Annotated in this window: 16 protein-coding genes and 2 riboswitches; of the genes, 12 read left to right on the top strand and 4 right to left on the bottom strand. The window is 39.2% G+C overall.

Going from position 1 to position 14,887, the window contains the following annotated elements; genetic code table 11:
• Window positions 1-6 precede the first annotated feature (6 nt).
• Window positions 7-291 carry a hypothetical protein gene (locus tag ABS917_RS02345; protein WP_079528174.1) on the bottom strand — a complete coding sequence of 95 codons (285 nt, stop codon included), beginning with the start codon at window positions 289-291 and terminating at the stop codon, window positions 7-9.
• A 196-nt stretch (window positions 292-487) separates the two neighbouring features.
• Here ABS917_RS02345 and ABS917_RS02350 point away from each other — a divergent pair, with 196 nt between their 5' ends.
• Entirely contained in the window at window positions 488-640 is a 153-nt protein-coding gene (locus tag ABS917_RS02350) for a YpzG family protein (RefSeq protein WP_008405111.1), read from the top strand.
• Between the two features lie 64 nt (window positions 641-704).
• Here the strand turns inward: ABS917_RS02350 and ABS917_RS02355 are convergent, their stop codons facing one another.
• Window positions 705-866, bottom strand: a complete 162-nt coding sequence (locus tag ABS917_RS02355; protein WP_350477504.1) for a hypothetical protein — start codon at window positions 864-866, stop codon at window positions 705-707.
• A gap of 134 nt (window positions 867-1,000) precedes the next feature.
• Here ABS917_RS02355 and ABS917_RS02360 point away from each other — a divergent pair, with 134 nt between their 5' ends.
• The gene (locus tag ABS917_RS02360; RefSeq protein WP_008405113.1) at window positions 1,001-1,204 is read left to right on the top strand and encodes a hypothetical protein; all 204 of its coding nucleotides are present in this window, start codon (window positions 1,001-1,003) and stop codon (window positions 1,202-1,204) included.
• A 76-nt stretch (window positions 1,205-1,280) separates the two neighbouring features.
• On the opposite strand, the gene ABS917_RS02365 is transcribed toward ABS917_RS02360, so the two are convergent.
• On the bottom strand, window positions 1,281-1,721 hold the full coding sequence (locus ABS917_RS02365) for a cell wall hydrolase (RefSeq protein ID WP_350477505.1): 441 nt from the start codon (window positions 1,719-1,721) through the stop codon (window positions 1,281-1,283).
• Between the two features lie 198 nt (window positions 1,722-1,919).
• Here ABS917_RS02365 and ABS917_RS02370 point away from each other — a divergent pair, with 198 nt between their 5' ends.
• From ABS917_RS02370 to ABS917_RS02410, 9 genes are all read left to right on the top strand, one after another.
• Window positions 1,920-3,176 (top strand): LysM peptidoglycan-binding domain-containing protein, encoded by a 1,257-nt coding sequence (locus ABS917_RS02370; protein ID WP_483316043.1) that lies wholly within the window; start codon window positions 1,920-1,922, stop codon window positions 3,174-3,176.
• A gap of 131 nt (window positions 3,177-3,307) precedes the next feature.
• Window positions 3,308-4,288, top strand: coding sequence for an NAD(P)H-dependent flavin oxidoreductase (locus ABS917_RS02375; protein ID WP_350477506.1), 981 nt, complete (start codon window positions 3,308-3,310; stop codon window positions 4,286-4,288).
• 126 nt (window positions 4,289-4,414) lie between these two features.
• Window positions 4,415-4,513, top strand: a riboswitch (TPP riboswitch).
• 66 nt (window positions 4,514-4,579) lie between these two features.
• Window positions 4,580-4,678, top strand: a riboswitch (TPP riboswitch).
• A 75-nt stretch (window positions 4,679-4,753) separates the two neighbouring features.
• Window positions 4,754-5,446, top strand: a complete 693-nt coding sequence (gene tenA, locus ABS917_RS02380) for a thiaminase II (RefSeq protein WP_350477507.1) — start codon at window positions 4,754-4,756, stop codon at window positions 5,444-5,446.
• On the top strand, window positions 5,424-6,167 hold the full coding sequence (thiM, locus tag ABS917_RS02385; RefSeq protein WP_350477508.1) for a hydroxyethylthiazole kinase: 744 nt from the start codon (window positions 5,424-5,426) through the stop codon (window positions 6,165-6,167). Before tenA ends, thiM begins: the two co-directional genes overlap by 23 nt.
• Entirely contained in the window at window positions 6,164-6,976 is an 813-nt protein-coding gene (thiD, locus tag ABS917_RS02390) for a bifunctional hydroxymethylpyrimidine kinase/phosphomethylpyrimidine kinase (RefSeq protein WP_350477509.1), read from the top strand. Before thiM ends, thiD begins: the two co-directional genes overlap by 4 nt.
• Window positions 6,960-7,577 carry a thiamine phosphate synthase gene (gene thiE, locus ABS917_RS02395; RefSeq protein WP_350477510.1) on the top strand — a complete coding sequence of 206 codons (618 nt, stop codon included), beginning with the start codon at window positions 6,960-6,962 and terminating at the stop codon, window positions 7,575-7,577. The genes thiD and thiE overlap by 17 nt, the downstream gene beginning before the upstream one ends.
• A gap of 125 nt (window positions 7,578-7,702) precedes the next feature.
• Window positions 7,703-10,066 (top strand): bifunctional 2',3'-cyclic-nucleotide 2'-phosphodiesterase/3'-nucleotidase, encoded by a 2,364-nt coding sequence (locus tag ABS917_RS02400; RefSeq protein WP_350477511.1) that lies wholly within the window; start codon window positions 7,703-7,705, stop codon window positions 10,064-10,066.
• A 198-nt stretch (window positions 10,067-10,264) separates the two neighbouring features.
• Complete coding sequence (locus ABS917_RS02405) at window positions 10,265-11,179, top strand: glycine betaine ABC transporter substrate-binding protein (protein WP_350477512.1); 915 nt, start codon at window positions 10,265-10,267, stop codon at window positions 11,177-11,179.
• Between the two features lie 142 nt (window positions 11,180-11,321).
• Window positions 11,322-12,230: a glycine betaine ABC transporter substrate-binding protein gene (locus ABS917_RS02410; RefSeq protein ID WP_350477513.1), complete on the top strand. Its 909-nt coding sequence runs from the start codon at window positions 11,322-11,324 to the stop codon at window positions 12,228-12,230.
• A gap of 92 nt (window positions 12,231-12,322) precedes the next feature.
• On the opposite strand, the gene ABS917_RS02415 is transcribed toward ABS917_RS02410, so the two are convergent.
• Entirely contained in the window at window positions 12,323-13,315 is a 993-nt protein-coding gene (locus tag ABS917_RS02415) for an EAL domain-containing protein (RefSeq protein ID WP_350477514.1), read from the bottom strand.
• Window positions 13,316-13,517: 202 nt separating this feature from the next.
• Here ABS917_RS02415 and ABS917_RS02420 point away from each other — a divergent pair, with 202 nt between their 5' ends.
• Window positions 13,518-14,819 (top strand): protoglobin domain-containing protein, encoded by a 1,302-nt coding sequence (locus ABS917_RS02420; protein ID WP_350477515.1) that lies wholly within the window; start codon window positions 13,518-13,520, stop codon window positions 14,817-14,819.
• The last annotated feature ends 68 nt before the right edge of the window (window positions 14,820-14,887 follow it).

Raw genomic sequence — 14,887 nt, forward strand, 5'->3', positions numbered from 1 at the left:
GAACTTTTATGAATCCTTCAAGCTTTCATCAATTTCCAGGATGCTTTGCTTTAGCTCATCTAGTTTGGATATATTTTGCTCGACAATATCCAAATGCTCCTGTCTTTGCAATGCATTGGCAAGCGCATTTTCGGTACGCTCCATTGAATTGAATGCATGTTCAACGGCAAACTCTTCCGGGTGGGACATTGCCTGTTTTACTGCACGTTCTGTTCGTTCAACGGAATTGGATAATAAAGTAATCGGGTGATTTTGTTTCCAGCTAGGTGTACCTGAACTTTTTTTAGCCATTGTTCTTCATCCTTTCCAAAGAAAATTGACTGATTCACACTTTTAGTATTGGTGGTTGCAATGATTCCATACGCGGAAGAAATTCGAAATTGTTAGGAAAGATACCGACATCAATTTTTATCTTTATAGGGAATAATTGCAGCGAGTACAGCCATACTACAATTGATTCACTTTTAAACATAGGGAGGCGGAACGAATGGATAAGAAGGGTTTCACAGATCCAAAATCTAAGAAGATCCACCAAAACTGGGCGAGCGACAAGCATCAAAAATCTCAAATCAAAGGGGAAACAGAGGTAACTCTGCATAACCAGATTTTGAGAATTAATGCGAAGGCGAGACAGTTCTAACCTTTGTCTTGAAGTAAATCAGGCCTTCATTACAGTATGTACTGTGGTGAAGGCCATTTACATATCAATACATTTTTCTTTGCCCTTTTTTTGCTTGCTGATGGAGTTCGGTCAGTTCATTCGCAATTTCTTCCTTTACTTTGTTCGGTGCAATTTTCATGTTTTTCGGTGTTTGCGGTAATGATTGTTTATTTGTTCCTTTACTTTTACTATCGTCTCTGCCCATGTGAATGCTCCTTTCAATTTTGATTCCTTCTTAATATGGCTATACAACTTTTTTTCATTACAAAAATCGTGGAAGCCTGAAAAAAGCATAAAACCTCCTATCCTGAGCACATTAAGCCAGTAGGAGGTGATGAAATGAGCAAAAACAGCAAAGAAACGATGAATACGCGAACACATAATCCTTTTTCTACTTATAAAGAACTGCACCGAAATACAACAAGTCATAACCGGAATCCGGAAGATAATACAGCGGAATTTGCTGAAGAATTCGACTCGAAATTAAAAAATAAAAACAATAAAACAAATCATGATAAAAACCAGCAGTCAAATAAAAAATAGCTGATAAAGAAATGGATAAAAGCCTTGTCACATAATTTGTGCAAGGCTTTTTTATATATTTGGGCAGTAAATACAGTTAACCCTGATAAACACTGTCACATGTACCGCCTATCGGTTCATAAAAGCAATGCTGTTTAAATTGACCTGTAAATGGTTGATCGTACCATGTTGGAGGACAAGGACCATATGGGTTGAAATACCAAAGTGCATACTTCGCTGGATGTTGTCTCCAATAGTCCAGCGCCTGTTTTGCTAATCTTCTTTCTGTCTCTCTGGCCCTTTGATAAAACATGTTTCCTTTTTGTACTGCCTCAAAAGAATAGTTATTGCCCTGTACTTGGAAAATAACCTGCTCGATTGTTCTTACATCATTAAAGTCCAAGCATGAAGCAACTGCTCGGTTAACGATTACATTTCCTACATACAGCATCCCTTGTTTTCCTTCGCCTTCTGCCTCGGCCCGCATCATTCGAGCCATCAAATCGACATCGGCATCCCGGTATTTTACTCTTGGCATTTTTTCACCTCACAATTATAGTATGAAACAGTTGGCCCGGTTGCGCATATGAATAATTGGAAATCCTAAATTGTTTTTATTAATGCTTTTGTATTTCTAACCTATCTTTCGCATTAAGACGGTATATTGTTCATAAATTAGTACATAGGAAAAGGAGGACGGACAATTCAAATTCATGTTGTACAACCGGGAGAATCATTGTGGGCAATTGCACAAGCTTATGGAACAACAGTGCAAAGTATAGTGGAAGCCAACCAAATTCCGGAGCCGGCTCGGTTAGTTGTCGGGCAAGCATTGGTCGTTCCACTGAAAGGTCAATATTATATTGTACAGCCCGGCGATAGTTTATGGTCAATTGGTCAACGTTTTCAGGTGAATTATTTAACGCTCGCGCAAGCAAATGGCTTGAATCCGGATGCATTGCTAATGATCGGAACATCATTGTATATACCGGAACCGTCTAAAAGGTCGGCAGAAATTTTGGCATATGTAGAACCGAGAGGCGACGAGATAAGTGAAATGCTGCTGGATCAAGTTCGTGAGGCGAGTCCATATTTAACTTACTTAGCTGTATTCAGTTATGAAGCGAGGAGGGATGGTTCATTAAAGGCACCGACAATAAACCCATTACCAGAGATCGCTGAACAAAATAATACAAGTATAGCAATGGCGATTACTAATCTCGAAGATTATCAGTTTAGCGCTGAGCTTGCACGTGATATTTTCCAAAGTGTAGCTGTTCAGAATTTACTGCTGGACAATATTATAGCTGAAGCAAAGCGCATCGGAAATATTTCAGATATCCACTTTGATTTTGAACGTATATCGGGCGATCAGAGAGAAGCCTACAATAATTTCCTTCGAAGAGCTGTAGAGCGTTTGCATGCAGAAGGGTATACAGTTTCTACTGCATTGGCACCAAAAACGAGAGCCGATCAGCCGGGTGAGTGGTTTATGGGGCATGACTATAAAGCGCATGGAGAAATAGTAGATTTTGTTATGCTGATGACATACGAATGGGGATATTCTGCTGGTCCTCCAATGGCCGTTTCTCCGCTGCCGCAAGTCGAGCAAGTAGTACAATATGCATTAACAGAAATTCCTGCTAATAAAATTTTACTTGGTCAAAATTTGTATGGCTATGATTGGACATTACCTTTTGTACAAGGAGGAGATTATGCAGAAGCAATAAGCCCGCAACGCGCAATAGAAGTGGCAAAACGCTATAATGCGGCAATTCAATTCGACTATACAGCACAGGCACCTTACTTTAACTACTATGATGAGCAAGGACGTTCACATATTGTCTGGTTTGAAGACGCCCGTTCCATTCAGGCGAAGTTTGATTTAGTGAAGCGCTTGAATTTGCGCGGTGTCGGCTATTGGAAATTAGGATTGCCATTCCCCCAAAACTGGCAGCTTATCGGGGCTAATTTTAATGTCGTGAAGAAATAGCAAAAGTAAAACTAGACGGTCAGATGAAAAGAGACAATTCATCTGACTTTTTGATTGTCATTCATTTAAGAAGGAGATTTTGTTGATACTGATGAAGTATTAGTAGTAGTTGAATAAAAGGGGGATTATTGATGGGAAATGTTCCGGAAATTTTAAAAAACTTACGTATCCCGGTAATTGGGGCACCGTTGTTTATTATTAGCAATCCAAAGTTGGTCATTGCACAATGCAAGGCAGGTATTGTGGGGTCGATGCCAGCATTAAACGCAAGGCCGGCAAGTCAGTTGGAGGAATGGTTAGCCGAAATTACAGAAGAGTTGGCAAGTTATAATGCCAGAAATCCCGAGCAGCCGGCAGCACCATTTGCAATTAACCAGATTGTCCATAAAACAAACGACCGGCTGGAACAGGATATGGAGCTTTGTGTGAAATATAAAGTTCCAATTATTATTACTTCACTTGGGGCACGCGAAGAAGTTTTTGAGGCAGCACATAGTTATGGAGGCATCGTTTTCCATGATGTCATCAACAATTATTTTGCAAAAAAAGCAATTCAAAAAGGCGCGGACGGAATCATAGCAGTAGCAACAGGTGCGGGAGGTCATGCAGGGCAGCAAAGCCCATTTGCGCTCGTACAGGAAATCCGTGAATGGTTTGACGGTCCATTAGCTTTATCAGGATCAATCGCACGAGGCCATTCGGTATTGGCTGCACAGGCGATGGGGGCTGATTTTGGCTATATTGGCTCACCGTTTATCGCGACAGAAGAAGCATTTGCTCGTCAAGAATACAAACAGATGATTGTTGAGAGTAATGCAGAAGATATTGTATACAGTAATTTATTTACAGGAATTCACGGGAATTATTTGAAAGGTTCTATCATGAATGCAGGGATGGATCCGGATAATCTAAAAGAAAGTGATCCTTCCGCAATGAACTTCAATGATAATACGGCAAAAGCCTGGAAAGATATTTGGGGAAGCGGGCAAGGAATCGGCGCAATTAAAGAGATTACTTCTACACAACAATATGTTGATAAACTGGCAGAAGAATATGCACTGGCTTATCAAGAACTGACTGGGAAAAAATCAACAGTAGCCAATTTACAATAGATCACAGCGCATCATTAGTATGTAAACATTTACTAATGATGCGCGGTAGTTTTAACTGAATAATTTCGTAATTTTTTGAATTCACTTGCCCGGTTTGAATTAATTTGTTACACTCGGGGTAATTAAATGCATTTGCGGGGGGACACATTCGTGTTGAGAAGGTTAAAACCTGACCCTTAGAACCTGGCCGTTAATACGGACGTAGGGAGCAAAGTACACGCTATACATATGTACTTACTTTGGCTCCGCGTATCTTTTACGTGGAGTCTTTCTTTTGCAAATACACAAGCATTTGATTTGCGGGGGGACACAGTAGTGTTGAGAAGGTTAAAACCTGACCCTTGGAACCTGGCCGTTAATACGGACGTAGGGAGCAATGAAAAGTGGTACTTACACTTTTTGGGGACGTCTCTCTATATTGAGGCGTCTTTTTTGTGCTTCCGTCAACAAAAAGGAGGAGTAACAATGGGATTTTGTGAAGAGGTAAGAAAAGAAACGGATTTTTATTGGGAGGCTAGCTTCTATCATCCTTTTGTACAAGGGATTGCAGATGGGAGCTTACCGCTGGAGAAGTTTAAGTTTTATATGCTGCAGGATGCGTATTATTTAAAACATTATACGAAAGTTCTTGCTCTGGCAGCTGCAAAAGCGACTACGGATGACGATGTTCAATATTTTCTGCAAACAGCAAAATTTATTCATGACGCAGAGCTGGAGTTACACCGTACAACGTTTAAAGAATTAGGTGTTACAGCGGATGATTTGGAGCAATTCGAACCGGCTCCTGCAGCCTATAACTATGTGAGCCATATGTACAATGCAGTGCATAACGGAGATGTAGCAGAAGCATTTGCGGCAATTTTGCCTTGCCCATGGCTGTATCAGGAAATTGGGCAAAGGTTAAAAGATGCATGCCCAAATGTCCCTCTTTATGAACAGTGGATTGCACTATATGCTTCCGAGGAGATGCTTCAAAATATTGAAGTACAAAAATCGATGCTTGATCGATATGCGAAAGAACAGCCGGCAAAGCTAAAAATATTACAGGAACATTTTAAGAAAAGCTGTTATTACGAATGGATGTTCTGGGAGATGCCTTGGACAAAGCAAAGCTGGGAACAAGGGGTGTATGTAAATGAGCCTGCAAGCAATTCATAAAAATCAACCGTTAGTACATTGCATTACAAATTATGTCGTCGCAAACTTTACAGCGAATGGTTTGCTGGCGGTGGGTGCTTCACCAGTAATGGCCGATGCGATAGAAGAAGCGGGAGAAATGGCTGCTCAGTCAAATGCATTACTTTTGAATATGGGTACTTTGAATGAAAGGACAGTAGCATCGATGAAGCAAGCTGGACTGAGCGCAAATAAGCATCAAAATCCGGTTGTTATTGATCCGGTAGGGGTTGGGGCAACGAAGTTCCGAGTTGAAACAGCACAACAACTGCTCGACCTTTTAAAGATTGATGTAATCCGCTGCAATATTGGAGAACTGGCGGCTCTCACGGGAGCGAATTGGGCTTCCAAAGGTGTTGATAGTGGAAAAGGGGAGATAGATGTTGAAGCGACTGCTAAAAAGTTGGCTAATAACTATCAATGTATTGTGATCGTTACAGGAGAACAAGATGTTATTACAGATGGGGAAAGAGTGGAATTTGTAACGGGCGGTCATGAAAAAGTAACAAAAATGACGGGGAGCGGCTGCTTGCTTAGTGCCTTTTGTGCAGCGGTGCTTGCAAACAGTATAGAGCCGTTTGATGACTTACTAACGCTGCTGAATGAATATAAACAGGCAGGTGCCAATTCTGTTGCAGCTATAGGAACTTTCCACACAAATTTCCTGAATGAACTAGAAAATTTAGCGGAGGGACGACAATGATTACATGTACAATTGCAGGCTCAGATAGCGGTGGCGGTGCAGGCATCCAAGCAGATTTAAAAACGTTTCAGGAACTCCGTGTATTCGGCACATCGGTCATCACTGCACTAACCGCACAAAATACCCAAGGAGTGCATGGGATTTTTCCGACAACGGCCGATTTTGTTCAGGCTCAGTTAAAAGCGGTACTTCAAGATTTTGATGTTAAGGCAATTAAAACAGGAATGTTGTTTAGTGCTGAAATTATCGAATCAATTGTCGCTTTACTAAAAAATACAGAAATTCCGCTAATCGTTGATCCGGTCATGATTGCAAAAGGGGGGGCAAGTTTACTCGAACAGGAGGCAACAACGGCCCTTAAAGAAATGTTATTGCCGCTTGCAACCGTTTGTACACCGAACATTCCGGAAGCGGAAATTCTGACTGGTTATACAATTCAAAATGATGAAGATATCACATTAGCGGCGCAGGATCTATTAAGTCTAGGGCTTGAATGTGTTGTCATAAAGGGTGGTCACTTAAATAGTAAGCATGCGACAGATACAGTTTTCATTCGGGGGGAGCAACCATTTAAAATGAAAACTGAGCGTGTGGATACGAAGCATACTCATGGAACAGGATGTACATTTTCGGCAGCAATCACCGCGGAGATGGCAAAAGGAAGATCGATAGAGGCAGCCATTATAGAAGCAAAAAAATATGTGCAGCTTGCGATTCGTCATCCGCTCAATATCGGTCACGGGTTTGGGCCGACAAATCATTTCGCCTATCATGAACAGCGGGGGATGTGTAATGTTCATGTCCTTTGATTTAAATAAATATTTTGTTATGGGAACGATCAATTGTAATCGTGACCCGCTGCTTGTTTTAGAAGAAGCGCTACAGGCAGGAATTACGGTGTTCCAGTTGAGGGAAAAAGGCAAAAATGCTTTAAAAGGCGATGCGTATATTCAATTTGCACGTCAATGCCAAAAACTGTGCCAAACATATAAAGTGCCATTCCTTATCAATGATGATGTCGAACTTGCATTCACATTAAATGCAGATGGAATTCATGTAGGACAGGAAGACACTGAAGTAGAAAAATTTAGATCTTTTGCGAAGAATAAAATTGTCGGAGTATCTGTTCATACAATGGAACAACTGGAATTGGCCATTGCAAATGGGGCAGATTATGCGGGGATCGGTCCGATTTATGAAACTACCACAAAAGATGATGCTAGAGCACCAGTAGGGCTGACGTTATTGGAAGATGCGAAATCTAAGTTCCCTAAATTCCCGATTGTAGCAATTGGCGGAATCTCCACTGAAAATAGTTTCATTCTGAGACAAACCGGAGTAAATGGAGTAGCAGTTATTTCTGCGATTAGTCATAGTAATAATATAAAAGAAACTGTAAATATGCTCTAAATTAAAAATTGTCATAAAAATACTATTTATATAAAAGAATCCTGTACCAATATACTCTTTTCTACTATTCTGGCAATTTAGTATGATAGTTCTGTTATACACTACAGAATATGGGAGTGAAAGAAATGTTGAAAAAACTATCTGCTTCAGCCTTAACGCTAACACTTTTAGCAAGTGGCATGTCAGCAGTTTCAGCGGCACCAGCATCTACGAATGAAGATATGACACGTGGAGAGTTTGTGAAGGCCGTAATTGATGCATTGGGAGTAGAGGTCGGTACTGGACAGTCTGTAAAATTCCAGGATGTACCTGATTCACTTAAGCCTTATATTGAAAAAGCGGTGGAATTAAAGTTGATTAAGGGAAAAACTCCTACTAAATTTGCTCCAGACGAAAAACTGACACGCACACATGCTTTCCTTATTGCGGCAAGAGGATTACAAGATGAGGAAACATATTCTGAAAAGGTATTGGATCAGTTTAAAGATGCAAACAAAATTGGAAAAGGCAATCGCCAGGAAATGGCCAAAGCGGTAGCGACAGGATTACTGACAGGCTTTGATGACGGAACGATTCGCCCGAACGATTTTGTAACAAAAGCGCAGATGCAAAAAATTCTTCAGCGCTTTTTGGAAGAATACAGTCCGGTAAAAGCAAATACGACTGTTTCTTTACGTATTTTAGGCACGACTGATATTCATACAAATATTGTAAACTATGATTATTACAAAGATACTCCAACGAACAGTTTAGGTTTGGCAAAAACTGCGCTACTTATCGAAAAGGCACGTGAGGAAAATCCAAATACAGTGCTGTTTGACAATGGAGATGCAATACAAGGAACGCCGCTTGGTTCGTATATTCAGTCCGTAACGAAATTAAAAGACGGGGAAGTTCACCCATCGATTGCTGCAATGATTGCACTTGATTATGATGTAGCGACATACGGTAACCATGAGTTTAACTACGGTTTGGAATTTATCGATGAAGTAACGGATGATGCCCCATTCCCGTATGTTAATGCCAATGTGCGCAATGCAGCGACAAAGGAATTAATGTATAAGCCATATGTCATGATTGAAAAAGAAGTGGTTGATTCAAAAGGTGAAAAGACAACAATTAATATTGGGGTAACAGGTATTGTACCACCTCAAATTTTGAAATGGGATAAAGCAAATTTAGAAGGAAAAGTAACAGTTGATGATTCGGTAGAGGCTGTTAAAACAGTCGTTCCGCAAATGAAAGAAGCAGGAGCGGATGTTGTCGTAGTACTTTCACACTCAGGTATGGGAGATGCTACACATGAAAAAGGCGAAGAGGATGTATCGTATTTACTTTCTACAATTGAAGATGTGGATGCAATCATTACAGGGCATGCCCATGGCGTATTCCCTGGTAAAGTGGATAGCTCTATAACAAATGTGGATATTGAAAAAGGAACAATGAACGGCAAGCCGATAGTTATGGCTGGCAAATTCGGTAGTCATTTAGGGGTCATTGATCTAGAGCTCGAGAAAAAAGACGACGCTTGGGATGTTAAAACAGGTACTGGCGCGGTGCGAGAAATTGCAAAAGATAATGACACTGTCAGCGCTGAGGTTGTAGAAAGTGTGAAAGAAGCACATGAAGGAACGATTAAATATGTGCGTCAGGCAGTGGGGACAACGACAGCTAACATTCACAGTTACTTCTCGCAAGTACAGGATGATCCTTCTATTCAAATTGTAACGGATGCTCAATCAATTTATGTGAAACAAAAGCTGAAAGGTACAGCATATGAAAACCTTCCTGTCTTATCAGCGGGTGCACCATTCAAAGCAGGAACAAGAAGCGATCCGGAATACTATACATTTGTACCAAAAGGCCAGCTTGCAATTAAAAATGTAGCAGATTTATATTTATATGATAATACACTTGCTATGCTGAAAGTAACAGGGGCGGATGTGAAAGAATGGCTGGAAATGTCTGCAGGCCAATTCAATCGAATTGATGTAGCAAAAGCAGATGAACAGCAATTAATCAATGCCGAATACCGTTCGTATAATTATGATGTTATAGACGGTGTGACGTATGAAATTGATGTAACAAAACCGGCAAAATACGATGTGAACGGAAATGTAGTAAACGAACAAGCATCACGTATTATCAATCTGCAATATAACGGCAAGCCAATTGATGCGGCACAGGAATTTATCGTAGCGACGAATAACTATCGTGCGAACGGTACATTCCCGGGTGTTCGTAATGCGACAGCGGTTGAAATTTATCCGGATGAAAACCGTCAGGCAATTATCGACTATATTTTAGCCGAAAAAACAATTGATCCGACAGCAGATGGTAACTGGAAATTCGCTCCGATTCCGGATAGCGTAAACGTTGTATTTGAATCTTCTAAAAAAGCAGTTGATGTTTTAGATGAAAACAGCGCTATTAAGTATATTGGAGACGGTACAGACGGTTTTGGTAAGTATGGTTTAAAAACAAAATAATTTTAAAAATGCCTGTAGGCGAAGAATCTATTTCTTCTGTCTGCAGGTTTTTTATATTATTGGAATTCCAGTCACGAGTAAGAATGAAGGACTTTATAGTAACTATATTTAAGATAAATCCGTTTGACATAGTAACAACCTGTTGTTAGTATTGAGTTGTTACTTTTGGATATAAATTTCAATTTAGGGGATGAGAAGATGAGCAAAATGAAAACAGTAGGTATTACTTTAGGGGTGTCTTCTGCACTTCTGCTCGCCGCTTGCGGAGATGATACGGAAAATAAGGAAAATTCAACAGGCGAATCATCATCCAGTATTGGTGAACAGGTGAATTATACCGTTGTTGCCACTGAACCTGGAGCAGGACTAACTGGTCTTTCCCATGAAGTGTTGGAGCAATATGAAAATCTGGAAGGCTGGACATTACAAGAAAGTTCAACTGCCGGAATGCTGAGTACATTGGATAAGGCAATCCGGAATGAAGAACCGGTTATTGTGACAGGCTGGACACCACACTGGAAATTCTCAGCGTATGATTTAAAAATACTTGAGGATCCTAAAGGTATTTTAGGCGGTGCTGAAAACATTCAAACACTTGCCAGAAAAGGTTTAGAACAGGACCTGCCTGATGTATATACAGTACTTGACCGCTTTTACTGGGAACCGGAAGATATGGAAAAGGTAATGTATGATGCACAAGAAGGTGGAGACTTTGATGTAGCAGCAGCGGATTGGGTTGAAAATAATCAGGATAAAGTAAGTGAATGGACAAAAGATATAGAGCAAGGAAATGGCGAAAAAGTAAAAATCATTTCTACACCATGGGATTCGGAATTTGCATCAAGCAGTGTAATAAAAGTAGTGCTGGAACAATTAGGGTATGAGCCTGAAGTGACTCCTGTTGATCCGGCTATTATGTTCCAGTCAATCGCAACAGGTGAAGGAGACGTAACAGTCGCACCATGGTTACCGACAACGCACAAAGCCTTTTATGACAAACATAAAGACGATATTGTTGATTTAGGTGAAAATCTGGAAGGTACGCAAAATGGTTTTGTTGTCCCGGCATATGTAGAGATTGATTCAATTGAAGATTTAAAACCGAAAGAATAAATAGAAATATGCCCCGTAAATAGCCTATACGGGGCTTTATTTATTTGTACCTCAAGTTTGACAAAAGTAACAACTCGTATATAAAATGGAGTTGTCGCTTTTTCGGGAGCAGATAAATTCAGGTTATAGGGGATGAAGTATTTTGAAACGATTTAAAATTTTAGGTTTAACTATAGGGATGTCTGCAGCATTGTTATTAGCAGCATGCGGAGATGATACAGGCAACAGTGATAATTCAAACAACGAATCTGCAAGTATAGGTGAACAAGTAGGTTATAAAATCATTGGAATAGAGCCTGGTGCGGGGATAACAGGTTTGTCACATGATACATTAGAACAATATGAAAATCTGGAAGGCTGGACATTACAGGAAAGTTCAACAGCTGGCATGATCGGGACGTTGGATCAAGCGATTCGCAATGAAGAACCGGTGATTGTAACTGGCTGGACACCACATTGGATGTTTTCTGCCTATGACTTAAAATTTCTTGAAGATCCTAAAGGCGTTTTAGGTGGAGCGGAAAATATAAATACTGTTGTAAGAAAAGACCTTGAAAAGGATTTACCGGACGTCTACACAGTGCTTGACCGATTCCATTGGGAAACGGAAGATATGGAAAAAGTGATGTATGATGCACAAAAGGCAGATTTTGAAACTGCTGCAGCAGAATGGGTAGAAAAGAACGATGATAAAGTAAAAGAGTGGACGCAAGGTATTGCACAAGGCAATGGTGAAAAAGTGAAACTTATTTCAGTACCGTGGGATTCGGAAATTGCTTCGAGCAGCGTAGTTAAAATAGTGTTGGAGAATTTAGGGTATGAAGTGGAAGTAATCCCTGTTGACCCGGCAATTATGTTCCAGGCAATTGCAACAGGTGAAGGGGATGCCACTGTGGCACCGTGGTTACCAACAACTCATCAGTCATTCTACGAAAAACATAAAGATGATATCGTCGATTTAGGTGAAAACTTAGAAGGTACACAAAATGGTTTCGTTGTCCCAGCATATATGGACATTGATTCAATTGAAGATTTAAAGCCAAAAGAATAACGAGTGAAAACCTCTTCATAGCTAACTAATACAATGAGTATATTAAAAACTATGTGCAGTAGTGGGAAACCACTTTGCACATAGTTTTTTTCTTATGCAATAGAACGCTGTGGTTCAACGCTTGGTTTTCCAAATAAATAGCCTTGAAAGAGCTCATAGCCTATTTGTTTTAGCCACTCAAAGTCTTCCTCATTTTCAATACCTTCAGCAAGTGGTGTTGCACCAATTTCAAGTGCTTTCTTTAAAAACTGTTTAGCGGTATGTTGTTTTTCGCGATCATTTTTTACACCTTGTACATACTTCATATCAAGCTTCATATAATGCGGCTTTATGTCTGAGAGCATTTCCAGTGTGTTATACCCTTCACCTACATCATCCAAAGCATATTGAAATCCCTTTTCGTTATAGTAATTCAAAATTGATTTTAAATGCTCAATATCATCGACCTGCTCCGATTCGACGACTTCAAAGACAAATTGATTCGGGTCAATTTGCAGAAGTTTAGCAAGCTTCACCGTTGACTGGAGGCAATATTCCGGAGAATAAATCGATGTAGGAATGAAATTGATAAATGTTTTTTTCTTAAGCACAGCAGCGTATTTTACAGCAGCCATACGACATAGACGGTCCAATGCATACAAGCGGCCTCGGGTTTTTGCTGCCGTGAAAATTTCATTTGGGTAAATTAGCGACCCATCTTCACGGCTAAAGCGTGACAGTACTTCGTAAGCATAAATTTCTTTTCTGATATTTACGATAGGCTGTGAATAGCTGACAATCGCATTTCTATATATGACATCATCAATCCATTGCATTTCCAAAACTGTTTCGATTTCAGCAATAGTCTTCCAAGTCATCTCATCAATTCTAAAATAAATCTGTTCGGGCTCCATATAATCTCTGCTAAAGTCAAGAAACTCCTTAACGCCAGATTCTTGTATTGTTACGAGCTGTGCCTTTTTACTAATCATTAAATTCCGACGGTTAAAGTGGTCGACAATCATATCCATCATAGCTATATTGTTTTCGCCTTCTAATAAAATATCAAACTGTAATTCAGATATGACACAGTTTTTACAGGACATGAGTTTCCCCTCACTTTATAAGTTTTAATTTTACTGTATACCATTAAGTACAAATATACTATAAAAAAATTTAATGATATATACATTTACTTATATAAGATGTACAATGTTTGTATATTAAAAGGATTAAACGCTACTGAAATTTGCAAAAAATAATGCATTATGTTGTACAAATACTATACAAAATGTAAGGGTGAAGATAATGGTGATATGGTGGAAGCGAAAATCGATAGCTGGAATTAGTAAATATGAAGAAATGGGTTACTTTAAGCCTATTATACAATTTACAAGCATGCCGGAATTAGCACATCAGATGAAATTAATCGGAATAGACGAAAATAATTTACGGTACATAAAATCGTATCAACCTGCAATTACAGTTGGTGTATCAGAGATTACGGATGTATTTTATGAAAATGTATTAGCTGTACCATCATTAAAAAAAATAATAGAAGAGCGCACTAAAATCGATCGTTTAAAGAAAACATTGAATTCGTATATTATTTCAATGTTCGATGGCATATTTAATGAAAAAACGATCGAAGTGAAACGGAAAATCGCCCGCATGCATTTCAAAATTGGCTTGGACCCAAAATGGTATATGGGTACATTTCAGAAATTGCAGGAAACGATGATTGAACTTATTAGTAAAAACACGGATCTTGCACTTAAGGAACAAATTACATTAAATGTCTCGAAACTTATTAATCTGGAAATGCAGATTGTATTGGAAGAATATGAAAAGGAAAATCAAAAACTTCGAAGTGAGCAATATAATGTTGTCAAACAAGAACTAAAAAATAAGTTATCGGTCATTATTCAAAATCTTGCTGATTTAACTGAAGAAACGAATCAATCGGTTGAACAAGTAAACAGCCATACATCACATATAAGCAATACAATCAAATCGAATGTCGCAATTGTCCAACATATTCATACAGATGCTTTGACAGGGAAAAATGAAGTTACGAGGCTGGAACAAGAGATGCTTGAAATTAAAGACAGCACGGTTGAAATGGGACAATTAATTGGAAATCTAAAAACCTCTTCAGAACAGATAATCAATATTGTGGCCCTTGTAAAAAATATTGCCGATCAAACAAATTTACTTGCATTAAACGCCTCCATAGAAGCAGCAAGAGCAGGGGAGCATGGAAAAGGGTTTGCAGTTGTCGCACAGGAAGTACGTAAACTGGCAGAGCAATCGAAAAGTTCAGTAGAAAATATAACAAACCTTATCCAGACATCCACGTTGTTGACGTCGACTGCTGTACAAATGATTGATGCTGTCCAGTCAAGGGTAGATTCAGGTCTGGACGTATCTATTAATACTCAAATGAAATTCCAGCAAATTTTAAAGGCAATCGAACAAAATGAAACACAAATAAAAGAAGTCGCAATGGATATAACAAACTTAACAAGTGTCATTAGCAACATCGGTGAAGAAACGAGAGATGTTGCAACTACTGCAGATGAACTATATCAAATGACTACCCACATGTAATAATTTTTTTAGTGTTAAGTAATGAATAATGATGTGTAAAAGTGCAATTGCTTTTACACAATTTTTTT

The organism is Solibacillus sp., from assembly GCF_040273735.1.
GTDB lineage: Bacteria > Bacillota > Bacilli > Bacillales_A > Planococcaceae > Solibacillus.